At 73.2% G+C, this 24,142-nt stretch carries 22 protein-coding genes; 14 read left to right on the forward strand and 8 right to left on the reverse strand.

Annotated elements, in window-relative coordinates:
* The 4 genes from ACN260_RS03655 (at nucleotide 1) to nudC (ending at nucleotide 4,859) form a co-directional block, all read left to right on the forward strand.
* The gene (locus ACN260_RS03655; protein WP_422754700.1) at nucleotides 1–1,086 is read left to right on the forward strand and encodes an LLM class flavin-dependent oxidoreductase; all 1,086 of its coding nucleotides are present in this window, start codon (nucleotides 1–3) and stop codon (nucleotides 1,084–1,086) included.
* Between the two features lie 77 nt (nucleotides 1,087–1,163).
* Nucleotides 1,164–2,474, forward strand: coding sequence for a M16 family metallopeptidase (locus ACN260_RS03660; RefSeq protein ID WP_422754701.1), 1,311 nt, complete (start codon nucleotides 1,164–1,166; stop codon nucleotides 2,472–2,474).
* A gap of 115 nt (nucleotides 2,475–2,589) precedes the next feature.
* Entirely contained in the window at nucleotides 2,590–3,915 is a 1,326-nt protein-coding gene (locus tag ACN260_RS03665) for a M16 family metallopeptidase (RefSeq protein ID WP_422754702.1), read from the forward strand.
* On the forward strand, nucleotides 3,912–4,859 hold the full coding sequence (nudC, locus tag ACN260_RS03670) for an NAD(+) diphosphatase (protein ID WP_422754703.1): 948 nt from the start codon (nucleotides 3,912–3,914) through the stop codon (nucleotides 4,857–4,859). Before ACN260_RS03665 ends, nudC begins: the two co-directional genes overlap by 4 nt.
* 117 nt (nucleotides 4,860–4,976) lie before the next feature.
* Here nudC and ACN260_RS03675 read toward each other — a convergent pair whose 3' ends face one another.
* The 3 genes from ACN260_RS03675 to ACN260_RS03685 form a co-directional block, all read right to left on the reverse strand.
* Entirely contained in the window at nucleotides 4,977–5,240 is a 264-nt protein-coding gene (locus tag ACN260_RS03675) for a hypothetical protein (RefSeq protein WP_422756605.1), read from the reverse strand.
* Nucleotides 5,241–5,475: 235 nt separating this feature from the next.
* Nucleotides 5,476–5,694 (reverse strand): DUF397 domain-containing protein, encoded by a 219-nt coding sequence (locus ACN260_RS03680; protein ID WP_088644241.1) that lies wholly within the window; start codon nucleotides 5,692–5,694, stop codon nucleotides 5,476–5,478.
* Nucleotides 5,695–5,767: 73 nt separating this feature from the next.
* Nucleotides 5,768–6,742: a helix-turn-helix domain-containing protein gene (locus ACN260_RS03685; protein ID WP_422756606.1), complete on the reverse strand. Its 975-nt coding sequence runs from the start codon at nucleotides 6,740–6,742 to the stop codon at nucleotides 5,768–5,770.
* A 233-nt stretch (nucleotides 6,743–6,975) separates the two neighbouring features.
* On the opposite strand from ACN260_RS03685, the gene ACN260_RS03690 reads away from it, so the two are divergent.
* Entirely contained in the window at nucleotides 6,976–8,262 is a 1,287-nt protein-coding gene (locus ACN260_RS03690; protein ID WP_422756607.1) for an MFS transporter, read from the forward strand.
* A 63-nt stretch (nucleotides 8,263–8,325) separates the two neighbouring features.
* Here the strand turns inward: ACN260_RS03690 and ACN260_RS03695 are convergent, their stop codons facing one another.
* Nucleotides 8,326–8,568 (reverse strand): mycoredoxin, encoded by a 243-nt coding sequence (locus tag ACN260_RS03695; protein ID WP_422754704.1) that lies wholly within the window; start codon nucleotides 8,566–8,568, stop codon nucleotides 8,326–8,328.
* Nucleotides 8,569–8,657: 89 nt separating this feature from the next.
* Between ACN260_RS03695 and ACN260_RS03700 the strand changes: the two genes are divergently transcribed.
* The 3 genes from ACN260_RS03700 to ACN260_RS03710 all read left to right on the forward strand — a co-directional run bounded on the left by ACN260_RS03700 (nucleotide 8,658) and on the right by ACN260_RS03710 (nucleotide 11,717).
* On the forward strand, nucleotides 8,658–10,838 hold the full coding sequence (locus ACN260_RS03700; protein ID WP_422754705.1) for an ATP-dependent DNA helicase UvrD2: 2,181 nt from the start codon (nucleotides 8,658–8,660) through the stop codon (nucleotides 10,836–10,838).
* Between the two features lie 124 nt (nucleotides 10,839–10,962).
* Nucleotides 10,963–11,220, forward strand: coding sequence for a hypothetical protein (locus ACN260_RS03705; protein WP_088644283.1), 258 nt, complete (start codon nucleotides 10,963–10,965; stop codon nucleotides 11,218–11,220).
* 131 nt (nucleotides 11,221–11,351) lie between these two features.
* Entirely contained in the window at nucleotides 11,352–11,717 is a 366-nt protein-coding gene (locus tag ACN260_RS03710) for a WhiB family transcriptional regulator (protein WP_145921584.1), read from the forward strand.
* A 313-nt stretch (nucleotides 11,718–12,030) separates the two neighbouring features.
* Here ACN260_RS03710 and ACN260_RS03715 read toward each other — a convergent pair whose 3' ends face one another.
* The 3 genes from ACN260_RS03715 to ACN260_RS03725 form a co-directional block, all read right to left on the reverse strand.
* Nucleotides 12,031–13,362 carry an ABC1 kinase family protein gene (locus ACN260_RS03715; protein WP_422754706.1) on the reverse strand — a complete coding sequence of 444 codons (1,332 nt, stop codon included), beginning with the start codon at nucleotides 13,360–13,362 and terminating at the stop codon, nucleotides 12,031–12,033.
* Nucleotides 13,363–13,546: 184 nt separating this feature from the next.
* Nucleotides 13,547–14,677 (reverse strand): hypothetical protein, encoded by a 1,131-nt coding sequence (locus ACN260_RS03720; RefSeq protein WP_422754707.1) that lies wholly within the window; start codon nucleotides 14,675–14,677, stop codon nucleotides 13,547–13,549.
* A gap of 268 nt (nucleotides 14,678–14,945) precedes the next feature.
* Nucleotides 14,946–15,113 (reverse strand): DUF5679 domain-containing protein, encoded by a 168-nt coding sequence (locus tag ACN260_RS03725; RefSeq protein ID WP_007464795.1) that lies wholly within the window; start codon nucleotides 15,111–15,113, stop codon nucleotides 14,946–14,948.
* A gap of 512 nt (nucleotides 15,114–15,625) precedes the next feature.
* Here ACN260_RS03725 and ACN260_RS03730 point away from each other — a divergent pair.
* A complete protein-coding gene (locus ACN260_RS03730) occupies nucleotides 15,626–16,156 on the forward strand; it encodes a M48 family metallopeptidase (protein WP_088644234.1) in 531 nt (176 codons plus the stop codon).
* Nucleotides 16,157–16,292: 136 nt separating this feature from the next.
* Complete coding sequence (locus ACN260_RS03735; RefSeq protein WP_422754708.1) at nucleotides 16,293–16,892, forward strand: hypothetical protein; 600 nt, start codon at nucleotides 16,293–16,295, stop codon at nucleotides 16,890–16,892.
* A 108-nt stretch (nucleotides 16,893–17,000) separates the two neighbouring features.
* Here ACN260_RS03735 and ACN260_RS03740 read toward each other — a convergent pair whose 3' ends face one another.
* Nucleotides 17,001–18,299: a zinc-dependent metalloprotease gene (locus ACN260_RS03740; RefSeq protein WP_422754709.1), complete on the reverse strand. Its 1,299-nt coding sequence runs from the start codon at nucleotides 18,297–18,299 to the stop codon at nucleotides 17,001–17,003.
* 113 nt (nucleotides 18,300–18,412) lie between these two features.
* Here ACN260_RS03740 and ACN260_RS03745 point away from each other — a divergent pair, with 113 nt between their 5' ends.
* From ACN260_RS03745 to ACN260_RS03760, 4 genes are all read left to right on the forward strand, one after another.
* Nucleotides 18,413–19,426, forward strand: coding sequence for a YlbL family protein (locus tag ACN260_RS03745; protein WP_422754710.1), 1,014 nt, complete (start codon nucleotides 18,413–18,415; stop codon nucleotides 19,424–19,426).
* A gap of 129 nt (nucleotides 19,427–19,555) precedes the next feature.
* Nucleotides 19,556–22,552 (forward strand): UPF0182 family protein, encoded by a 2,997-nt coding sequence (locus ACN260_RS03750; protein ID WP_422754711.1) that lies wholly within the window; start codon nucleotides 19,556–19,558, stop codon nucleotides 22,550–22,552.
* 146 nt (nucleotides 22,553–22,698) lie between these two features.
* Nucleotides 22,699–23,208, forward strand: coding sequence for a SigE family RNA polymerase sigma factor (locus tag ACN260_RS03755; protein WP_204926787.1), 510 nt, complete (start codon nucleotides 22,699–22,701; stop codon nucleotides 23,206–23,208).
* Nucleotides 23,198–24,142 carry a hypothetical protein gene (locus ACN260_RS03760; RefSeq protein ID WP_422754712.1) on the forward strand — a complete coding sequence of 315 codons (945 nt, stop codon included), beginning with the start codon at nucleotides 23,198–23,200 and terminating at the stop codon, nucleotides 24,140–24,142. The genes ACN260_RS03755 and ACN260_RS03760 overlap by 11 nt, the downstream gene beginning before the upstream one ends.

Genomic DNA, 24,142 nt, shown 5'->3' on the forward strand with positions numbered 1-24,142 from the left:
ATGACCTTCCACTGGTTCCTCCCCACCTCCGGCGACGGCGACCAGGTCGGCGCCGCCACGGTCACCGCCGGCGCGGCCCGGCACGCACGGGTCGCCACCGTCGGATATCTGACCGAGGTGGCGCGGGCCGCCGAGGCGGGCGGGTTCAGCGCCCTGCTCACCCCGGTCGGCTCCGGCTGCCCCGACCCGTGGATCGTCTGCGCGGCGGTCGCCCAGCACACCGGGCGGATCGGCCTGCTGGTCGCCGTACGCGCCGGCTTCGCCCTGCCCACCCTGGTCGCCCAGCAGGCCGAGGCGTTCCAGGCGGTCTCCGGCGGCAGGCTCGCGCTCAACGTCGTCACCGGCGGCGACCCCACCGAGCAGCGGGCGTACGGCGACTTCCTCGACCACGACGCCCGCTACGCCCGTACCGGCGAGTTCATCGAGGTGCTCCGCCGCTCCTGGCGCGGCGGCCCGTTCGACTTCGCCGGCGAGCACTACCGGGTCGACGGCGGCGGGCTCTCCAGCCCGCTGACCGACCCGCCGCCGGTCTACCTCGGGGGCGCGTCCCCGGCCGCCGAGGCGGTCGCCGCCCGGCAGGCCGACGCATACCTGATGTGGGGCGAGCCACCGGCGGCGATCGCCACCCGGGTGGCCCGGATCCGGGCCCGCGCCGCCGAGCTGGGCCGCACCCTGCGCACCGGGCTGCGGCTGCACGTCATCGCCCGGCACACCGCCGCCGAGGCGTGGGCCGAGGCCGACCGGCTGCGGGCCGGGATGAGCCCGGAGCGGATCGCCGCCGCCCAGGCCCGGTTCGGCCGGATGGACTCCGTCGGCCAGGCCCGGATGACCGCGCTGCACGGCGGCGGCAGCGGACGCCTCGCCGTCGCGACGAACCTGTGGGCCGGCATCGGCCTGGTCCGCGAGGGGGCGGGCACCGCCCTGGTCGGCAGCTACGCCGAGGTCGCCGCCCGGATCGACGAGTACGCCCACAGCGGCGTCGACGAGTTCATCCTCTCCGGCTGGCCGCACCGCGAGGAGGCGGAACGGGTCGGCGCGGAGGTGCTGCCCCGGGTCACCGCGCTACGCGTCGCGGTGCCGCACTGAGCCGTAGGCCCGTGTCGCGCTGAGACGCGGGCCGAGGACGGCCGTGTCACCGGTGACGACACGCTAGGGTCGATCACGTGCCGACCCGGAGAGCGAGAATTCCAGCGACGAAATACCCGGTCGAGCGGTTCACCCTCGACAACGGCCTACGGGTGGTGCTCACCCCGGACCGCAGCGCCTCGGTGATCGGCGTGGCGGTGGTCTACGACGTCGGCATCCGCTCCGAGCCGCAGGGGCGTACCGGCTTCGCCCACCTCTTCGAGCACCTGATGTTCCAGGGCTCGGAGAACCTGGAGAAACTGGCCCACTTCCGGCACGTGCAGGGTGCCGGCGGCACCTTCAACGGCTCCACCCACCTGGATTACACCGACTACTACGAGACGCTGCCCGGCAACGCCCTGGAACGGGCGCTGTTCCTGGAGGCCGACCGGATGCGCGGTCCCCGGCTGACCGAGGAGAACCTGCGCAACCAGGTCGACGTGGTCAAGGAGGAGATCCGGGTCAACGTGCTCAACCGGCCGTACGGCGGGTTCCCCTGGCTGACCCTGCCGCCGGTGATGTTCGACACCTTCCCCAACGCGCACGACGGCTACGGCTCCTTCGACGACCTGGAGTCGGCCACCGTCGCCGACGCCGCCGACTTCTTCCGCCGCTACTACGCCAGCGGCAACGCCGTGCTCGCGGTCAGCGGGGACATCGACGTCGCGGAGGCGACCGCCCTGGTGGAGCGGCACTTCGGCGACGTGCCGGCCCGCCCCGCCCCGCAGCGTCCCGACTTCACCGAGCCCGACCTGACCACCGAGCGGCGCACCGCGTACACCGACCAGTTGGCGCCGCTGCCGGCGGTGGCCTCGGCGTGGCGGGTGCCTGACCCGGTCGGCGACTTCGCCGGCTACCTGCCCTACGTGGTGCTCGCCGAGGTGCTCACCGACGGGGACGCTTCCCGGCTGGTCGAACGGATGGTGCAGCGGGACCGCAGCGTCACCGGCCTCGGCGGCTACCTCGGTTTCATGGGTGACCCGTTCGACGTCCGCGACCCCACCGCGTTGCTGCTCCAGGCGCACCTGCCACCCGGCGGCGACGTGGACAAGGCGCTGCGCACCATCGACGAGGAGCTGGACCGGCTGGCCACCGACGGGCTGACCGACGGCGAACTGGCCCGCACCCAGGCGCGGATGGCCACCCACCTGCTGCGGGACACCGACGCGGTGCTCGGCCGGGCACTGCGGATGGCGGTGCTGGAGCAGCAGCGCGGCGAGCCGGGACTGCTCAACGACCTGCCCCGGCTGGTCGGCGAGGTCACCGAGGACCAGGTCCGCGCCGCCGCCGCCACCCTGCGCCCGGACCGCCGCGCCTCCATCGAGGTCATCCCCGGAGGTGCCCGATGAGCGCGAGGAGCGAGCCGGTTTTGCGAGCCCCGCAGTCGCGAATGGAAGACGACACCGTGAGCGCGAGGAGCGAGCCGGTTTTGCGAGCCCCGCAGTCGCGAACGAAGGGAACACCGTGACCACCGCCAACCGGGCACTTCCGCCGCTGGGGCCGAACCGGCGGCTGAAGCTGCCCCGGCAGGCCGAGCGGCGGCTCGCCAACGGGCTCACCGTGATCGCGGTACGCCGGCCCGCCGTACCCCTGGTCGAGCTGCGACTGTGGATGCCGTTCGGCCGTACCCACCTGGCCCGGGGCGCGATGCTCGCCGAGACGGTGCTGGCCGGCACCGGCACCCGTACCGCCACCGAGATCGCCGCCGAGTTGCAGAAGGTCGGCGGTGGGCTCTCGGCCGGGGCGGACCCGGACCGGCTGATGCTCTCCGGCGCGGGCCTGGTCACCGGGCTGGACCGGATGCTGGAGATCCTGGCCGACGTGCTGACCGACGCCAGCTACCCGGCCGACTGGGTGCAGACCGAGCGGGACCGGCTGGTGGACCGGATCCAGGTGGCGCTGAGCCAGCCCGCCCACCTGGCCCGGACGGCGCTGCTGCGGCGGATGTACGGCCGGCACCCGTACGCGGTGCAGACCCCGGAGCCGGACCAGGTCCGCGCGGTCCGGCCGGCGGCGTTGCGCCGGCTGCACGCCGAGCGGGTGCACCCGGCCGAGGCGGTGCTGGTGCTGGTCGGTGACGTGCAGCCGGAACGCGCGCTGGATGCGGCGGAGAAGGCGCTGGGTGGTTGGACGGGGGACAGCCGGGGTGCCGAGTTGCCGCCCGCGCCGCCGCTTCAACCCGGTCCGCTGCTGCTGGTGGACCGGCCCGGTTCGGTGCAGTCGTCGCTGCGGATCGCGTTGCCGGCGGTGCCCCGGACCCATCCGGACCATGCCGCGCTGCAACTGGCGAACCTGATCTTCGGCGGGTACTTCTCGTCCCGCTGGACGGAGAACATCCGGGAGGACAAGGGGTACACCTACGGCCCGCACTCGTCGGTGGAACACTCGGTGGCCGGGTCGGTGCTGGTCGCCGGGGCCGAGGTGGCCACCGAGGTGACCGGGCCGGCCCTGCTGGAGACCACGTACGAGCTGGGCCGGCTGGCGTCGTTGCCGCCGGGCGCGGACGAGTTGGAGCAGGCCCGCCAGTACGCCCTGGGCACCCTCCAGCTCGGCATCTCCACCCAGGCCGGGCTGGCCGCCCTGACCAGCGCGTACGCGGGCAGCGGGCTGCGGCTGGACTTCCTCGCCGAGCACGCCGCCCGGCTGGCGAAGGTCACCGTTGACGACGTCGCCGAGGTGGGCGCCCGCTACCTCGCCCCGGCGCGGGCGGTGGTGGTGGTGCTCGGTGACGCCGAACGGATCGCCGGTCCGCTGGCCGCCCTCACCCCGGTCCGGACGGAGTCGGCGTGAGTGGGGAGACCGCGCCGCCGCTGGCCCGGTCGACCCTGGACCGGGCGGCGCACCGGCGTACCGATCCGCAGTGGCTGGCGCAGGCGTGGCAGCGGGCCCGGGTGCTGGTCCTGGACTCGACCCGGGACGGGCGGGCGCTGGTCCGGGCCGACGTGAACCCGCCGGTGCTGGTGCTGCGGGACGCCGCCGAGGTCGGCACGCCGGGGGAGGCTTACCCGCTCTTTCTCGGGGTGGAGCCGGACGGGGTGCCGGTCTTCGCGGTGGACGCCCCGCTGCCCGAGCTGCCGGGCACCCGGGAGGCCAACCTGCGGGAGGTCGGCCACCTGCTCGACGACCGGGACGCGGGCATCTTCACCACCGCGCTCGCCCTGGTCAACTGGCACCTGGGGCACGGCTGGTCGCCCCGGTCGGGGCACCGGACCGAGGTCGCCGAGGGCGGCTGGACCCGGGTGGGCACGGACGGCGACCGGATGTGGCCGCGTACCGACCCGGCGATGATCGTCCTGGTGCACGACGGGGTGGACGGCCCCGACGGGCGTTGCCTGCTCGGCAACAACGCCGCCTGGCCACGGACCCCGGGGCAGCGGCGGTTCTCCTGCCTCGCCGGGTACGTCGAGCCGGGGGAGTCCGCCGAGGCGGCCGTGCTGCGCGAGGTCCGCGAGGAGGTCGGCGTCGGGGTCGAGCGGATCACGTACGCGGGCAGCCAGGCCTGGCCGTTCCCCGGCTCGCTGATGCTGGGCTACCTGGCCGAGGCGGACCCGGGGGAGCCGGTGCGGGTCGACCCGACGGAGATCGCGTACGCCCGCTGGTTCACCCGGCGGGACATCGGCGCGGTGCTGGCCGGTCGTCCGGTGGACGCCGGGGACGGCGACCGGGTGGTCCTGCCTCCGCCGTCGTCGATCGCGTTGTTCCTGATCCACCGCTGGCTCGACGGCCACTGCTGACCGGTCCCGGCCCCGGGCCGTCGTTGCCGCGACGGGCCCCGGGCCGGGAACGCGGGCCGTCGCGACCGGGCGGGGAGTCGACCCGGCGGGGCCGGACCGGCCACGACGGACGGCGGGTCAGCCGGGCGGGTTCCTGTGCCGTCGGCCGGGTTCGCCGAGCGGCAGCACCTTGATCCGCTGCCGGCCGGCGCGGACCGCGCCCACGGTGGACAGGGCCCGGGCCAGCAGCAGGGCCGCGTCCCGGTCCTCGGCGTGCACGGTCTGGCGGCGCAGTTCGGGGGTGGTGGTCTCGTTGCGTAGGCAACCTCCGCCCGCCCAGGCGGCGGCGAGGTCGATGTCGGCGGCGGTGCGGATGTCGGTACGGACGATCAGGTAACGCATGGTGGTCTCCGGACGGACCGCGGGTGGCCGGGTACGTTGTGGAACTTCCACGTCACTGGATCGTCATGTTACGCCCGCCGGTGTTCCCGGCAAGGGAAACGCCGGCCTTCGACCGGGTCCTGTCCGATCATCCGATGCCTGCTCAGGCGGGTCGCCGGGTGGAGGCGACGGGTGTGGTGGCGCGACGACGCGGGGCCGCCGGCAGGCTGCCGACGGCCCCGCTGCGGTGACCGGATCAGTCCAGGGTGAACTGGCCGTCCCGGGTGCCACGGAGGAAGCCGAGCCAGTCGGCCCGCGGGAACAGCAGCACCGGGCCGTCCGGGTCCTTGCTGTCCCGCAGCGCCACCTCGGTCGTCGCGGTGCGCAGCCGGGCGACCTCCACGCAGTTGGAGGTCTGGCTTCGGCTGCTCTTGTGCCAGCGCAGGTCGGCGGGCACGGTCTGGATCTCGTTCATGGCTCTGCTCCTGGTTCCTGGAACTGCTTCGACGAAACGAGCGGCGGTCGCCCGGCCCCGTCGGGTCGGTGTGTCACCGCTCCGTCAGGCGCCCAGGTTGTCGGCGGCGTTGGGCCGGCGCTGCTGTCGGACCCGGAACCACCACGGACGACGCCGCCGTGTCGGTCAGCCGTCCCGTCGCCGCGAAGAGCCAGGTGAGGGTGTCCGATGCGGAGAGCGCCGCCGAGCATAGCCACTCAAAGGTCACTTTATAGCGATTTACCGTAGATGCCTCGGTCGACATGACGTCGATGAAGCCTCCTTCGATCGCCAACGTCTCCGGGTCCTGCGAATCGGTGAACCGGTAGAGCGAGAAGGCCGTCGGTGGCAGGTAGAACTCGCCGATCCGGGTGTCGCGCAGCAGCAGGTGCAGCGTCACGTTCGGCAGCATGGCCAGCTCGCAGAGGTGGGCGAGCTGGTCGCGCAGCACGTCCGGCGGGCAGGCCCGGCGGCCCAGCGCCGCCTCCTCCAGCACCGCCGTGTAGCGGGGGCCGTCCGGGCGGTCCAGCAGGGACTGCCGGCCCAACCGCGCCTTGACCTCGGTTTCCGGGTCGTCCCCGGCGGACGGGTCGGCCGACGCGGCGGCGGCGTTGGCCGAGACGATCCGTAGCCGGGCGTACCCCTCGGTCTGCAACAGCCCCGGCACCAGGACCGGGTTGTACTCGCGGATCTGGGCGCAACCCGCCTCCAGCTCCGCCCAGCCCAGCTGCTGCTGGGTCATCACCGGGTACGACCTGCGCCAGGCGCGCATGTCGCCGGCCTCCTCGGTGATGACCAGCAACTCCTCCCGCAGGGCAGGGGCGGCCCGGTAGAGGTCGAGCAGGACGGCGACGTCCTCCGGGTCGGGCCGGCTGCGGCCGTTCTCCAGCCGGGACAGCTTCGACGCCGACGCCCAGCCGATCCGTTCGATCACCTGGTCGCCGGTGAGTCCCGCCGCCTCGCGCAGGCGACGTAGGTCAGTGCCGAGCCTGCGGCGACGCAGGATCGGGCTCGGTACGGCAGGAGGCACGGTGTCCTCGATTCCGTAGACCGCCACGAGACGCGACGGTAACTGTATGAAACTCGCCCCCCACGGTCAGTATGGACGGCGCGACCGGCGTCGGAGGTCCCGGCGAGGGCGTGTCTTGCGACAAAAAGACGACTGTGGAACGTGCCAGCCGGGTCCGGGACGACGCCGTCCCCACCGGCGGCAGTTCCCCCGTACGCGTCCAGCCGGACGCCACCCCCCGCCGGAGGGAACCCATGCGCACCGTCCTGCGCCGCCCCGACTTCCGTCTGCTCTTCGTCGCGCTGCTGGCCAGCATGGCGGCCGAGTCGATGCTGCTGCTCGCCCTGGCCATCTGGGTCAAGGACCTGACCGGCTCCGACGGGCTGGCCGGCGCGACCATCTTCGCGATCATCGCGCCGATGATGCTGGCCCCGCTGATCGGCTGGGTGGTCGACCGTTACCGCCGCCGGCCGTTCTTCGTGGTCGCGAACCTGGGCACGGCCCTGCTGCTCAGCCCGCTGTTCGCGGTCCGCGACCGGGCCGACGTGTGGATCATCTACGTGGTGGCCGCCTGCTACGGGCTGTCCTACCTGACCCTGCACGCGACCCTGAGCGGCCTGCTGCGCCAGCTCGTGCCGAGCGAGTTGCTGGCCGACGCTAACGGGGCGTTGCAGACCGTGCGGCAGGGCCTGCGCCTCGGTGGCCCGCTGGCCGGCGCGGCCCTCTACGCCACGGTCGGCGGTTGGCTGCTGACCAGCCTGGCGATGACCGGGTTCGTGGTCGCCGCCGCCGTGGTGGGACTGCTCCGGGTGACCGAGCACCCGCCGGCCGCCGCCGCCCTGCGCTGGCCGGCCGAGCTGGGGGCGGGGCTGCGCCACCTGACCCACGAGGCCGCCCTGCGCCGGGCCCTGCTCGGCTACGGCCTGGGTTCGCTCGTGATGGGCTTCACCGAATCACTGATCTTCGCGTACGTCGACCAGGGGCTGCGCCGCGACGCCGCCTTCGTCGGGGTGCTGATCGCCGTGCAGGGGATCGGCGGCCTGACGGGCGGCCTGCTCTCGTCGACGGTGGTGCGCCGGGTCGGCGAACTGGGCGCGCTCGCCGTCGGGGTGACCCTGTTCGGCCCGGCCGCGCTGACCCTGGCCTGGCCGGACCTGCGGCTCGGCGTGCTGGCCCTGCTGCTCGCCGGGCTGTCCCTGCCGCTGACCATGGTGGGGCTGACCACGCTGGTCCAGCGGCGTACCCCGCCGGGGCTGCTCGGTCGGGTCACCGCCGCCTCCGAGGCGCTGGTCAGCGGGCCGCAGGCGGTCTCCATCGGGGCCGGGGCGCTGCTCGTCGGCGTCTTCGACTACCGGCTGCTCTTCGTGCTGGTCGGGGTGGTCACCACAGCCGCCGGCCTGTGGCTCTGGCGGGGACGTCGGCTCACCCCGCCGGTCCCGCCCAAGCAGCCGGTCCCGCCCACGACACCGCCCGTGGCCCACATCCCGGCCCCCCGTCGTCCGCTGTCCGACCCGACGGCCGACCGGCTGCCCGGGCGCTGACCCGCGACACGACGCAGCGGCCGGCCCCGACGGGGTCGGCCGCTGCGTGACGCGGGGGCGGGCTCAGCCCGCGATCGTGGCCAGGTGCTGCTTGACCTGGGTGATGGAGGGGTTGGTCAGGGCGCTGCCGTCGGCGAAGCGCAGCGTCGGCACGGTCTGGTTGCCGCCGTTGACGCTCATCACGAACTCCGCGGCCTTCGGGTCCTGCTCGATGTCGACCACCTCGTACCCGATGCCTTCCCGGTCCAGCTGCGACTTCAGCCGGTGGCAGTAGCCGCACCACGGGGTGGAATACATGGTCAACATCGTCGGATCCTCCAAGGGTCGCCGCACCGGCCCGGGTCAGGCCAGGCTAACCGGTGCAACACCGGCCGGAGCTGAGATGATTCCTCGCTGTGGCGGTTCACTCAGCGGCGGAGACGGTGCTCGCCGGGCTGGACCCGGAGCAGCGGTCCGTGGTGACCGCCCCGGCCGGCCCGGTCTGCGTCCTGGCCGGCGCCGGCACCGGCAAGACCCGGGCGGTGACCTCCCGGATCGCCCACCGGGTGCTGACCGGCGGGATCGCCGGGCGGCACGTGCTCGCGGTCACCTTCACCGCGCGGGCCGCCGCCGAGATGCGGCACCGGCTGGCCCTGATCGGGGTGCCGGGCGTACAGGCGCGGACGTTCCACGCGGCGGCGCTGCGCCAGGTGCGCTACTTCGCGCCCCGGCTGCTGTCCGGGCGGGCCATGCCGGAGCTGCTGGACAGCAAGGTCCGGGTGGTCACCCTGGCCGCCGCCAAGGTCGGCCTGCGGGCCGACCGGGCCGCCGCCCGGGACCTGGCCGGCGAGATCGAGTGGGCCAAGTCGTCGCTCGTCGAGCCGGGGGAGTACGTGGTCGCCGCGGGCAGGGCGCTGCGCGAGACGCCGTACGAGCCGGCGAAGGTGGCCGAGGTGTTCACCGCGTACGAGCGGCTGAAACGCTCCTCCGGGGTGATCGACTTCGAGGACATGCTGCGGGCCGCGGTGTGGGGCATCGAGGAGCACCCGGACGTCGCCGAGCAGGTACGCGGCCAGTACCGGCACTTCGTCGTCGACGAGTACCAGGACGTCAACCCGCTCCAGCAGCGGCTGCTCGACGCGTGGCTGGGCGGCCGGGACGACGTGACCGTGGTCGGCGACGCCAGTCAGACGATCTACTCGTTCACCGGGGCCACCTCGGCGTACCTGATCGACTTCCCGCGCCGGCACCGCAACGCCACGGTGGTCCGGCTGGTCCGCGACTACCGGTCCACCCCGCAGGTGGTCGGGTTGGCCAACGCGGTGATCGGGCAGGCCCGGGGCACCGAGGCGCGGCTGCGGCTGGAGCTGCACGGCCAGCGCCCGCCCGGCCCCGAACCGGAGCTGCGGATCTTCACCGACGAGCCGGCCGAGGCGACCGCGGTGGCGGCCCGCTGCCGTACGCTCGTCGACGGGGGCACCCCGGCGAAGGAGATCGCCGTGCTGTTCCGCACCAACGCCCAGTCCGAGGCGTACGAGAAGGCGTTGACCGAGGTCGGCGTCCCGTACGTGGTGCAGGGGGCGGAGCGGTTCTTCGAACGCGCCGAGGTCCGCCAGGCGATGGTGGCGCTGCGGGCCGCCACCCGCTCGATCCCGGGCGGGACGCCGCTGCCGATCGCCGTCCGGGAGGCGCTGACCGCCGTCGGTTGGACGCCCGACACCGCCCCGCCCGGTGGCGCCGCCCGGGAACGCTGGGAGGCGCTCGCCGCCCTGGTCCAGCTCGCCGAGGAGTACGCGGCCACCCCCGAGGTGCTGCCGATCGGCGAGGCCGCGACGGTGGAGCGCCCGGCCGGCCTGGCCGACTTCAACGACGAGTTGGCCCGGCGGGCCGCCCAGCAGCACGTGCCGACGGTGGACGGGGTCACCCTGGCCTCCCTGCACTCGGCCAAGGGGCTGGAGTGGGACGCGGTGTTCCTGGTCGGGCTCTCCGAGGGCACCCTGCCCACCTCGTACGCCCGTACCCCGGAGCAGGTCGAGGAGGAACGGCGGCTGCTCTACGTCGGGATCACCCGGGCCCGGCAGTGGCTCTGGCTGTCGTACGCGTCGGCCCGCTCCCCGGGTGGGCGGGCCCGCCGTCCGTCGCGGTTCCTGCCCCAACTGGACCGCAGCGGTGGCGGCGAACGGGCCGGTACGGGCCGGTCGGGCGGTGCGGGTGCGGCGAAGCGGGCGGTCGAGCGGCGGCGGGCCCCGGTGGTCTCCTGCCGGATCTGTGGCGCGACCCTGCTCGCCGGTGCCGACCGCAAGTTGGGCCGCTGTCCCACCTGCCCGTCCGACATCGACGAGCAGCTCTACGAGCGGCTGTGCGACTGGCGGGCCCGGGTGGCCGGGGCGCAGCGGGTGCCGGCCTACGTGGTCTTCACCGACGCCACCCTGGTCGCGCTGGCCGAACGGCGGCCGGGCCGGGTGGAGGAGCTGATCGCGATCGCCGGCATCGGCCCCCGCAAACTCGGCCTGTACGGCGAGGCGGTGCTGGCGTTGGTGGCGGGCGCGACGGTCGACGAGATCGGCCCGGAAAAAACTCTCGAAATCTCGTCGTAAATTCGTTTGCCCTCGCCCCGTGGCGAGGAATAGCCTCAGGACGCACCTCGGGAGCAGCGCCATAACGGCTGCTCACGGGGGCTGAGTCCGAATCGGCACGAGGAACGTGAGGGAGGTGGCACCCGTGGAGATCATCACTTATGAGCGTCCGGCGGCGATGCCAGCTGCCTGCGCTCCGCTGTCGGCTGCGTGGGTGGCCCTTGCCGCTCCGCGACCGTCGATCCCGCAGGTGCACCAGGTCTCGGTTCAGGCCGAGCTGAACCTGACTGTTGCACCCACTGCGGGTGTCGAGGGGACCAGTGGCTTCACGGGTCTGGGCATCGATGTCGCCAAGAAGCGCATGGATGTCCGCGGCGTTCCACCTCGAGGTAGACCGGTCTGACACTCAGACCACCGGCTCACCTCGAGGCCGCGGAACCCGCTCACCGGGATCCGCGGCCTCAGTTTTTTGCCCGTCGAAGTACGTCGGAAATGCGATCCACGAGATCGAAGTGAGAGAGAGGTGACCGGGAGATGAGTCTGGCGTTGGCCCCCCTCGACGTGAGCGTCGAGCTGGAGGCGAACCTGCCCTGTCGGAAGTTCGACCCCGACCTGTGGTTCTCCGACTCGCCCACCGACCTGGAACTGGCCAAGTCGCTCTGCGGGGACTGCCCGCTGCGCGTCGAGTGCCTGGCCGGGGCGGTCGAGCGGGCCGAGCCGTGGGGCGTCTGGGGCGGCGAGATCTTCGAGCGTGGCGCGGTCGTCCCGCGTAAGCGGCCCCGGGGCCGTCCGCGCAAGGAGGACCTCGCCCGCGACGCCGCCCTCCGGGTCGAGGCCGAGGCGCGACTGGCGGCCAGTGGTGTGGCCACCTCGCGCAGCGCGGTCCGACTGGCAGCCTGACCTACCCGATCCGTTCCACCCACCGCCGACGGTCGTCGGCCCAGAGAAAGTTGAACCCCGATGCTGCACCTGCCGAACGGAACCGAGATGCAACTACTCCACGAAGCGTTGTCCCGGGCTCGAATGCGCCGGCCTCAGGCCGGTCGTACCACCACGAGCACTGAGGCGCACCGTTCCGCCCGTACCGTCGCGATGAACAGCCGGAGCCAGTCGGCTCGCGACCTGGGCGTTCTCTGAAACCACCACTGATACGCGGGGGCGGTGACCGGATCACGGTCACCGCCCCCGCGTCGTGTCGGCCGGCCGTCGCCGGTCAGGCGACCGGGGCGAAGCCGGGCAGCCAGCGCTCCAGGATCCTCCGGTAGGGGGCCTTCGCCTCCAACTGGCAGAGCACCCCGATCGAGCCCAGCGTCACCCGGTGGATCAGCAGGTACGACGGCGGCAGGTTGAGCTGCCGGCTGAACTGGAACGCGGGCGACTTCGGGCTGGCCAGCCGGGTGGCCTCGGCGCGCAGCCAGGCCCGGGTGAACCGGAACTCCTCCTGCGCCACCGGATCCAGCATCGGGCGGATGTAGTCCAGCAGCGCCTGGGCGTCGATCGGCTCGGTCGGGTTGACGAAGCCCTCCTCGCGTAGTCCGGCGACGACCGCGTCGGCGTCGCCGCGTAAAGACAACCCGAGCAGCCGGCCGATCGGCTCCGGGGTGCCCTCGGGCATCCGGGCCACCGCGCCGAAGTCGATCACACCGAGCCGGCCGTCCGGCAGCAACCGGAAGTTGCCCGGGTGCGGGTCGGCGTGCAGCAGCCCGGCCCGGGGCGGGGCGGACAGGTGCAGGGTCGCCATCAACCGGCCGGCGGTGTCGCGCTGCGCCTCGGTGCCCTCCCGGATGATGTCCGCCAGCGGCGTTCCCTCGATCCACTCGGTGACCAGCACCCGGGGCGACGACGAGAGCACCGCCGGGATGAAGATCTCCGGGTCGTCGGCGTACGCGGCGGCGAAGGCGCGCTGCGACTCGGCCTCCAGCTCGTAGTCCAACTCCTCGGTGATCCGTTCCCGCAGTTCGGCCAGGAGCGGCTTGACGTCCAGGCCGGGCTGGATGGCACGGAACATCCCGCCTAGCCGGGAGAGCTGCTTGAGGTCGGCGAGCAGCGCGTCCCCCGCACCCGGATACTGGATCTTGACGGCGGCGGACCGGGACACCCCGGTCTCCGGGTCCCGCCACACCGCCCGGTGCACCTGGCCGATGCTGGCCGCCGCGGCCGGGGCGTCGTCGAACTCGACGAACCGGTCCCGCCAGTCCGGCCCGAGCTGCTCGGCGAGCACCTTGTGCACGCTCGCCACCGGCAACGGCGGGGCTGCCTCCTGGAGCTTGGTCAACGCCTGCCGGTAGGGCGCGGCGATCTCGTCCGGCAACGCCGCCTCGAACACCGACAGCGCCTGGCCGAACTTCATCGCCCCGCCCTTGAGCTGCCCGAGGACGCTGAACAACTGCTCGGCGGTGCGTTGCTGGATCTCGGCGGAGATGACGTCGGAGGCGATGCCGGTGACGCGCTTGCCCATCCCGAGGACGGTCCGACCGGCGAAGCCGAGCGGCAGAGCGGCGAGCTTGGCGGTCCGGGACACGGCGCGGCGCGGGATGTCGGTCACCTGGCCATTGTTACCGACTTCGTGGCCCCGCTGCTGCGCTGAAGCCGGGCTGGGTGGACCCGTACCCCGTTCCGTGCTCCCGCGACCTCCGTCCGTCGCCACCGCGGGCGTCCGTTCGCTGCCTCGTCCGCTGCCCCGGAAGGGGGCCGGCGGTGGCTGCGGCCGGGTCGGGTGCTGCCCCGCGTCAGCGGCCTGAGCAGGAGCAGTCGGGGTGCGGAGCCCAGGCCCGACGGCGTAACCGGCCGCCCGGCCCGACCTCCACCGTGCAACCCACCGTCTCCGGGGTGCCGCCGTCGAGCTGGGCCAGCACCTCGGCGACCGCGTAACCGGCGGCGGTGAGCAGGGTGGCGGTGCCGCAGGAGTGGTCGACCGGGCCGGTGGCGAGCTGGGCGGCCAGGCCGGGCCAGCCGGGGTCACGATCGGTGCGGTGCAGCTCCAGGCAGTGCAGGCAGGGGCCCACCGGCGGCCGGACCAGGGGGCCGACCACCGGCATCCCCTCCCGCAGGGTGAGCAGCAGGTGGGGTTGGCGACGCCGGGCGAACCCGGTGGCGAGCAGGTCCGCCGGGCGGTCCGTACCGAGCTGCACCACCAACTCGACCCGGTGGCGGCCGGCCGGGCGGGTGCGGGTGCCCGGGGCGGCGCGGTCGATGGCCGCCCGGACCGCGTCAGCCAGCGGCCGCCCGACGTCGGCGGCGGCCAGCCCGGTGCCCACCAGGTCACCCGGCCGCACCGGACCGGTCAGCCCGACCGCCACCTGCCCGACGCCGGCCTGCGCCAGGGCCACGGCGACCGGCGCGCCGAGCCGACCCGACCCGGCCACCACCACCCGGGCGACACGGCGGCGACGTAGCACCTGGGCCGGGGTGCCGGGCAGGGTGGGCGTGGCCAGGGCGAGCGCCCCGGCCTCCGCGGCCAGCCGGGTCCGGTCGGGGCCGGTCAGGTCACGGGGGAGCAGGGTGTGCGCCGGTACGACCAGCCCGGCGGCGTGCAGGGTGTCGATCAACCCCCGGGCCTGGCCCGGGTCGACCCGGGCACTCGCCGCGTCCGCCAGCACGTCGCGTTCACTGCGGGTGCCGTCGAGCAGGTCAAGCAGCCGGGTGACCCGCGAGTCGGCCACCTCCAGCAGGACGGCCCGGCCGGGCGTCAGCCCCAGTTGCAGGGTGTGCCGGTCCCGCCAGAGCCGGGTCAGGCCCGGCAGCAGGGCGGGACGCAGGAGTGCCGTACGGGAGGGCGGGCGGTGCGGCAGTGGCCGGCGGGGCGGCGCTGGCTGGCAGGGCGGCGCTGGCTGGCAGGGTGCGGCGTGGGGCGGGCTCATGACGACGAATCGTGACCGAGTCCCTGCGGTGCGTCGATCGTTGTCCACAGGTGTGCAGCGCCAGATCCAGCGTTGTCCACAGGATTCGGCGAGTTATCCACAGGTCACCGGGAGTCATGTCGGGCAGCCGACAGATCTGCCGCGACCGGGTGGTGGACGACGGGACGCCGCCACGGGCGGGCCGGATGTGATGCTGTGGACGGTCCGGGTCGGAGTCGCGGGAGGGGCGGCCCGATGGGCCGCCCCTCCCGCGTCGTACCCGGACCGGTCAGACCTTGGCCTTGCCCAGGATGCGGTTCACTGTTGTGCCGCACACCGGACACTTGCCCTTGGCCATGTTCATCCCGGTCTTCGAAACCTCGACGTGCCCCTCGAAGTCCCGCTTCTCCTTGCACTTCACGCAGTAACCGTTGTAGGTCTGGGCCTGGTCGGCCACGGTAGCCTCCTCGTCTCGTCCGCCGGACACGTCGGCCCGGCGGTGCTCCCGGCGGCGGGCCGTGGGGGGCGCCGGCGCCGGGTCCTTCTCCGCGGCCACCCACGTGACCGCCGGTTGGCGGACCCTACCCAGGTCTGGGCGGTTCCATGTCAGCGGTGCATCGACACTGTGAGCAAGTCGACGTCGAGAGTGTGCATCCCGAAATAGGCGGGATAAGTGAGTTTGCCGGGGACACGCCGTGTGGAGCCCTCTGGGAGGTCCCCCGGACGGGGGTGCGGCGGCGCGGTCGAGGCCGATCACCTACGGTGGAGATCGCGCCCGGAGGTGGCCGCCGACGTCGCCACGAAGGGTGACGGGGGTTCAGGCTCATGGTCACCACCAGTTTTTTTCGGACTCCTTACTACTAACCACCATTTTCCGGGCGCGTGTCGGGGTGTTGACCCTTGCGGACCCCTGGTCAGTACGCATTAGCTTTCCATCGTGGCAGGAAACCACGGCTGCGCGGCCCACTGATGGCGGCGGCGCGGAAGCCAGTCGTCGAGGTACGGCGCAGTCAGCGCCGGCGACGCACGGTGTCCGCCTACCGGGACGGCGAGCGGGTCGTGGTGCTCATCCCGGACCAGTTCTCCCGGGCCGAGGAGAGCGAGTGGGTCGACCGGATGCTCGCCCGGCTCGCCGCCCGGGAGGGTCGGCTGGCCCGCAACGACACCGAACTGCTCGACCGGGCCCTACGCCTGATCAACCTGTACCTGGCCGACCAGGGTGGCGACGCCCTGCCGGCCAGCGTCCGCTGGGTCACCAACCAGAACGGCCGGTGGGGTTCCTGCACCCCCGCCGACCGGACCATCCGGATCTCGCACCGGCTCCAGGAGATGCCCGACTGGGTGCTCGACTACGTGCTGCTGCACGAGTTGGCGCACCTCATCGTGCCGAGCCACAACGCCCGCTTCTGGGCACTGGTCGGCCGGTACGCCAAGACCGAACGGGCCCGCGGCTACCTGGAGGGGGTCGCCGCCGCCTCCGCCGTGCCGATCGCCGGCTGACCGCCCCACCCGTCGGCCGCCCTGCCGGGGGTGATCAACTCATCTGCGCGCAGGTAGCGGTGTCTGGGCGGCGTCGACGGCGCTACTTCGGCCCACAGGAGTCGATCATCCGTACCCCGCCCACTAGGGTCGGGGAATGGTCCGACGGGTGGTGGTGGCGTTGCTCGGTCCGGTGGCCTGGTCGCCGCCCGGGGTGGAACCGACGCGCTGGCGCACCGCCCTGGCCGAGGACGTGGTGGACCTGTTCGCCACCCTCGCCGAGGTGGAGTCCGCGCTCGCGGTGACCCCGGCCGACCGCTGGCTGGCCGACGCGGTGCGCTGGCCCGACACCCCCGTGTACGAGGTGCCCGAGCCGACCGTCACCGCCGTACTGGCCGCCCTCGACGGGTACGACCAGGCCGCCGTGGTCGCCGCCGACGCCCCCGACCTGCCGGGGCTCGTCCTGGGCAAGCTGCTGCGACCACTGACCAGCCGGCCCGTCGCCGTCGCCCCCGTCGAGGGCGGCCCGGGGCTGCTCGGGGTGGCGTCCCGGCTGCCCGTACCCGGTTGGCTGCCGGCGCTGGACCTGGACGTCGCCGGGCCGGCGGACCTGCGGCGCGCGGCCCCCGCCCCGGCCGACGTGGCGGTCACCCCCGGCTGGCACCGGCTGCGCGGCCCGGCCGACCTGGCCGCCCTGGACCCGGCCGTCGAGGGCTGGGAGGCGACCCGCGCCCTGCTGACCGGCTACCGGGCCTGACCGGCCATCGGGCCTGACCGGCTACGGCATCAGGCCGACCAACGGCGACCGGCCGGGCCCGCCTGGGTCGCGGGCGGTCCGGCCGGTGGCACGGCTCGTCGGGGCCGGTCAGGGCCGGTCGGTGTCGCCGTCGGTGTCGTCGGGGCGGGGACGGCTGCCCGGCGCCTGCTCCTCGGGGCCGCCCGGGGCGGTGAAGTCGAAGGTGGCCAGCTCGTCGTCGAGATCCGTCGAGGTGGTCGCGAACGCCACCGGGTCGGCGAAGTCGGCGTCCGAGGGGAGCAGGTCGGGGTGGCCCCAGACCGCGTCCCGCCCGGCGATGCCCCGGTGCTCGGTCAACGCCGCCCACAGCGCCGACGCCTCCCGCAGCCGGCGCGGGCGCAGCTCCAGGCCGACCAGCGCGGCGAAGGTCTGCTCGGCCGGCCCACCGGCCGCCCGGCGACGACGGAACGCCTCACCGAGGCGGACCACGTTGGGCAGCCGGTCGGCCGCCGCGCTGTCCACCACGTGGCAGACCCAGCCCTCCACCAGCGCGAGCACCGTCTCCAGCCGGGCCAGCGACGCCTTCTGCGCGGGGGTGTCCTCCGGGGTGAAGATCCCTTCCAGGGCGATCGCCTGCATCGACTCCGGGTCGGTCGGGTCGACCCGGCCCATCGCCTCCTCGATCGCCTCCCGGTTGACCCGGATGCCGGACGCGTAGTTCTCGACCGCGGTCAGCACGTGCCCGCGCAGCCACGGGACGTGCTCGAAGAGCCGCTGGTGGGCCGCCTCGCGTAGGGCGACGTAGAGGCGTACCTCGTCCTCCGGCAGCTCCAGGCCCTCGCCGTACACCCGGATGTTGGCCGGGATCAGCGCGGCGGTGCCGGCCGGGCCGAGCGGCAGGCCGATGTCACCGGCGGAGAGCACCTCGGCGGCGAGCTGCCCGAGGGCCTGCCCGAGCTGACCGCCGAAGAGCGCCCCGCCGAGGGTGGCGACCATCGACTGCATCGGGCCGAGCTGGGCGCGCGCCTCCGGCGGGACCAGGTCGCCCATCGCGCCGACCATCCGGCTGGCCACCGGGTCGCAGAGCTTGCGCCAGACGTCGAGCGTCTTGTAGATCCACTCGTTGCGGTTCCAGGCCAGGGAGACGCGGATGCCCGTCGGCCAGGCGGACTCCGGCTCCAGCCAGAGGTCGGCCAGGCGCAGCGCCTCCTCCACCGCGTGCCGTTCGTAGGGGGAGGCCATCGGGTCACCCGTGGCCGCGAGCTGGCTGGCGGCCACCTGGCGGGCCAGGTCCCAGTTGACCGGCCCGCTGCCCGGCGCGGAGAGCAGGTGCTGCAACTGTGACATGAACTGCTGCATCTGCGCGGGATCGTTGGGGTCTGGTGGTTGCCCACCCGGGAGCGCGAAACCGAACGGAATATCAGGCACGACGTCTACGGTACGCGCGCCGCGCCCCTGGTAGCCGCCGTCGGCGTTGCGCTGAGGGCGAAGTCCGCCGCAGCCCGCCGGACCCGCCGCCACCGGTCGGTACGCTCTGCCGCATGAGACGTCGTGGCGTGACCGTCCTCCTCGGTGCTCTGCTCACCACCCTGCTGAGCATCGGCGTGCTCGGCGCGCCCATTCCGTACGTGGTGCTCGGCCCCGGGCCGACGGTGAACACCCTCGGCACCAACGACGGTCGGGAGGTCATCCAGGTCAGCGGCCGGGAGACCTCCACCTCCGCCGGTCAGCTCCGGATGACCACGGTCGGCGTGCAGCCGACGGTGAAGCTGCGCGCCGCGATCGCCGGCTGGCTGTCGAAGGACGAGGCGGTGGTCCCCCGGGAACTGGTCTACCCGCCGGGCGAGTCGCAGGAGGAGGTCGAGAAGCGCAACGCCGAGGACTTCCAGAACTCGCAGAGCAGCGCTGAGACCGCGGCTCTGGTCAAGCTCGGCTACCCGGTCGAGGTGGTGGCGAAGGAGGTCGCCGCGGACGGTCCGGCGGCCGGTGCGCTCAAGGCCGGCGACGTGGTCACCACCGTCGACGGTGTGAAGGTCACCTCGGCGTCCCGGCTGGTCGAGCTGGTCCGGGGCAAGCCCGCCGGCACCGCGCTGACCATCGGGTACGTCCGCGACGGCGCAGCCGGCACCGCGACCGTGACCAGCCGGGAGTCCGACGGCCGCCCGCGCATCGGCGTGGTCCCCGACCAGCGGCAGCCGCACCCGTTCACCCTGAAGATCGACCTGAAGGACATCGGCGGTCCGAGCGCCGGGCTGATGTTCGCCCTCGGCATCATCGACAAGCTCAAGCCGGAGGACCTGACCGGCGGGAAGATCATCGCCGGCACCGGTACGATCGACGACGAGGGGCGGGTCGGTCCGATCGGCGGCATCGCCCAGAAGCTGGTCGGGGCGAAGAAGGCCGGGGCCAAGGTGTTCCTGGTCCCCGCCGACAACTGCGCCGAGGCGGTCCGCAACCCGCAGCCCGGTCTGCCCATGCTGAAGGTCGGCTCGCTGGACGAGGCATTGACCGCGTTGGACACGTTGCGTGCCGGTGGGGAACCGACCCGCTGCTGAGGGCGGGGCCACGCCGGGACACCGGCGGCGACCCGGGCACGACCTGACCCGACACGTTCAGGAACACCCCGTACTCTGGGTGCCTGTCCGGAGCCGATCACATCGAGCGTGCGGAGCCAAACAGTGGCCATGCGTAGCAGCCCCCTGCCGAGGATGAGTCGGCGCGGACGCGTCACCATCGGGGTCCTGGTCGGGGTGTTCCTCCTGTTCACCCTGCTGGGCTGGGGGGTGCAGGCGTGGACCGACTGGCTGTGGTTCGACGAGGTCCGCTACACCCAGGTGTTCACCGGTGTGCTGCTCACCCGGCTGCTGCTCTTCCTCGCCGTCGGGCTCGGCCTGGCCGCGTTCGTGGGTGGGAACCTCTGGCTGGCGTACCGGCTGCGGCCGAAGCTGCGCCCGCACTCGCTGGAGCAGGCCACCCTGGAGCGGTACCGGATGCTGCTCACCCCGCGCATCGGCACCTGGATCAGCCTCACCGCCGTGGTGCTCGGCCTGTTCGCCGGGCTCTCCGCCCAGGGCCGGTGGAGCCAGTGGCTGCTGTTCCGCAACGGCGGCGACTTCGGCGTCAAGGACCCGGAGTTCGGCATCGACGTCGGCTTCTACGTCTTCCAGTTGCCGTTCTGGCGCTACCTGCTCGGGGTCGGCTTCACCGCCGTGGTGCTGGCCCTGATCGGCGCGCTGGCCGTGCACTACATCTTCGGCGGGGTGCGCCTGCAGGGCGTCGGTGACCGGATGACAGGCGCCGCGCGGGCCCACCTGAGCACGCTCGTCGCGGTCTTCGTCCTGCTCAAGGCCGTGGCGTACGTGCTGGACCGGCGGGCCATGCTGCTGGAGTACAACGAAGGCGCCAAGCTGTACGGCGCGGGCTACGCCGACGTCAACGCGCTGCTGCCGGCCAAGGAGATCCTGGCGTACATCTCGGTGGTGGTGGCCATCGCCATCATCGTGTTCTCCAACGCGGTGATGCGGAACCTGGTCTGGCCGGGCATCTCGCTGGCCCTGCTCGGCGTCTCCGCCGTCGCGATCGGCGGCATCTACCCCTGGGCGGTGCAGACCTTCGAGGTCAAGCCGAGCGCCCGGGACAAGGAGGCCCCGTACATCAAGCGCAGCATCGACGCCACCCGGGCCGCGTTCGGCATATCCGATGTGCAGACCGAGGGGTACGCGGCGAGCAACCTGGTGCCCCCGGCCAGCCTGGCCACCGACACCTCGGTGGTGCCGAACGTCCGGCTGCTCGACCCGCAGCTCGTCTCCGAGACGTACACCCAGCTCCAGCAGGTCCGGGGGTTCTACGACTTCGGCCCCAAGCTGGACATCGACCGCTACTCGGTGGAGAACAAGACCTCCGACTACGTGGTCGGGGTCCGGGAGATCAACTACGGCGAGCTGACCGACCAGCAGAACAACTGGATCAACCGGCACACCGTCTACACCCACGGCTACGGCCTGGTCGCGGCCCCGGCCAACCAGGTGGTCTGCGGTGGGCAGCCGTACTTCGTCTCCGGCTTCCTCGGCGAGAAGGCGCAGGAGGCGTGCTCCTCGCAGGCCGAGCAGATCCCGGCCAGCCAGCCGCGCATCTACTACGGCGAGCGGATGCAGCCCGACGACTACGCCATCGTCGGCCAGACCGGCCCGGACAAGGACGTCGAGTTCGACCGGCCCACCCCTACCACCGGTGGCGAGCAGTACTACACCTACACCGGTGAGGGTGGCGTCGAGATCGGCTCGTTCACCCGGCGGCTGCTCTACTCGATCAAGGAGCAGGAGACGAACTTCTTGCTCTCCGAGGCGGTCAACGACAACTCCAAGCTGCTGTACGTGCGTAACCCCCGGGACCGGGTGGAGAAGGTCGCGCCGTTCCTCACCCTCGACGGTGACCCGTACCCGGCGGTGGTGGGCGGCAAGATCCAGTGGATCATCGACGGTTACACCACGGCCGCGACCTACCCGTACGCCGAGCGGATCAACCTCCAGCAGGAGACCACCGACGAGTTGACCAACCGGGGCACGTTCCAGCTCGCCCGGGAGAACGTCAACTACATGCGCAACTCGGTGAAGGCCACCGTCGACGCGTACGACGGCACCGTCCGGCTCTACGAGTTCGACGACGGCGACCCGGTGCTCAAGGCATGGAACAAGGCGTTCGGCGGTGACCTGGTGCTGCCCAAGAGCGCCATCCCGGCCGACCTGGCCGCCCACTTCCGCTACCCGGCCGACATGTTCAAGGTGCAGCGCAACCTGCTCACCAAGTTCCACGTCACCAACCCCGGCGACTTCTACTCCGGCCAGGACTTCTGGCAGGTGCCGAACGTGCCGGACGCGCCGGACAGTGGGCAGAAGCAGCCGCCGTACTACCTGTTCACCCAGTTCCCCAACCAGGACGCCCCCCGGTTCCAGCTCACCTCGGCGGTCACCCCGAACGGCAGGCAGAACCTCGCCGCGCTGATCTCCGGCTCGTACGTTGACGGGCAGCCGAAGCTGGAGGTGCTGGAACTGCCCGATCAGACCCGGATCTCCGGCCCGGTGCAGGTGCACCAGCAGATGACCAACAACGCGACCATCCGGACCGAGCTGAACCTGCTCTCCTCCAACCAGGCGCAGGTGCAGTACGGCAACCTGCTGTCGCTGCCGTTCGGCAACGGGATGCTCTACGTCGAGCCGGTCTACGTCAAGAGCAACCAGCAGGACGCGTACCCGCTGTTGCAGAAGGTGCTCCTGTCGTACGGCGACGGCGGCTCGTACGTGGTGCTGGCCAACAACGTCAGCGACGGCATCAAGCAGCTCGTCGAGCAGGGTAAACGGGCCGGGCAGGGGACCACCCCGCCACCGGGTGGCGAGACGCCGCCGCCCTCGGGTGGCACCCCGCCGTCCCCCTCGCCGACGGCCTCGCCCGGGGCGAGCAGCCCACCTCCCGCCGCCGACCTGGCCGCCGCCACACAACGGGTCCAGGCGGCGATCGCCGAGGTCAAGGCCGCGCAGGCGTCCGGCGACTTCGAGCGGTACGGCCGCGCGTTGAAGGCGCTGGACGAGGCGATCACCGCCTTCCAGCAGGCCCAGCAGGGCAATCCGGCGGGCACGTCCAGCGGTAACCCGCCCGCCACACCGACGCCGTCCGGCGGCGGCTGACCGGCCCGCTCCCGTGTCGACGGGGCCCACGATCCACCACAGGGATCGTGGGCCCCGTCGCTTTTCCGACCGGTCGTCCCGCAACCTGACGATGCCGCTGACCGTCTCCAGTGCAGGTGGCCGGGACGGGGGGACGTGGTGCGGGCATGAGGGACGAGCGGAGTTTCGACGAGTTCTACCGGAGCACCTCGGCGCGGACCCTGCGCTACGGTCACGCCGTGGCGGGCGACCACGGCGAGGCCCAGGACCTCGTCCAGGAGGCGTACGCCCGCGCCTGGCGGCAGTGGGGCCGGCTGGCGCAGCACCCCGCGCCGGAGGCGTGGCTGCGGCTGGTGGTCAGCCGGCTGGCCGCCGACCGGTTCCGCCGGTTACGCAGCTGGCGGACGGCGATCAGCCGTACCGGGCCACCGGAGGACGTCCGGCCACCAGGTGAGGACACCGTGCTCCTGGTGGCCGCGCTGCGGCAGCTCCCCGCCAACCAGCGTCAGGCGCTGGCCCTGCACTACCTGTTCGACATGCCGGTGGACGAGATCGCCCGGGAGGCCCGGGTGCCCAGCGGCACCGTGAAGTCGTGGCTGTCCCGGGGGCGGTCCCGGCTGGCCGAGCTGCTCCCCGGCGTCTCGGCGAAGGAGTTGGAGGTCAACGATGTCGCGTGAGCTGCACCGTTTCTACCGGTCGTTGGCGCAGGACACCGACCCCGGCGGCCTGGTCCCGCCCGACCTGGTCCGTCGGTACGCCGACCGCCGGGCCCGGCTGCGGGCGACGGCCGGGGTGCTGGTCGTGGCGGCCCTGGTGGGCGGGACGGCAGCCGGCACCCGGTTCGTGCTCACCGCCGCGCCCGGCACGCCCGCCGGGCCGCCGGCCTCCCCACCCACCACCGCCGTCTCGGTGCCCGCCCCGGCGGTGTCGCCGGCGGCGACGGTGACCTCCGTCCCGGCCGCGTCCGCGCTCACCGGTTCGGCCGGCCGGTCGCCGGCCGGCCCGGCCAGCCCGGCCGTCACGTCGCCGTCCGGCCGGCCGCCGACCGCGATCCCCGACGCGGCGTTCTTCACCCTCGCCGCGGCCAACGAGACCGGGGTGCGGCCGACGTTCACTCCCGGCCCGCCGCTGCCGCAGCTGTGCGGCGCGCACCCCGGCGACTCCGGTGTCGTCCAGCGCCGGGGCCGCGTCCTGGCCTTCCGGTACGCCGACACCCCGAAGGGGTACGTCCCGGACGGCAGCTACCGGCACACCATCACCGTCTACCGGGCCGGTCGTGCCGGGGACGCGCTCGGTGAGCTGCGGGCGGCGGTGCGGGACTGCCCGGTCCAGCAGTCGTCCGACACCCCGGGGGTGACGTCCCGGTACCGGCTGCTCGGCGGGGGCGGCTACGGCGACGAGTCGGTGCTGTTCGAGCTGCGCCGGTCGTACTCCGAAGGGGCGGGTGACCCGGCCGGCGGGGACGAGACCCGGCTGGTCCGGGCGATCCGGCTCGGGGACGTGGTGACCGTGCTCTGGGAGCAGGGCTGGGAGGGCACGTCCAGTGACCGGTCGCAGGTGGACGCCGACAGCCGGCGGGCGGTGGACGCGCTGCGGGAGTGGTTGGACTGA

The sequence above is a fragment of the Micromonospora sp. WMMD708 genome (assembly GCF_049315245.1).
GTDB lineage: Bacteria > Actinomycetota > Actinomycetes > Mycobacteriales > Micromonosporaceae > Micromonospora > Micromonospora wenchangensis.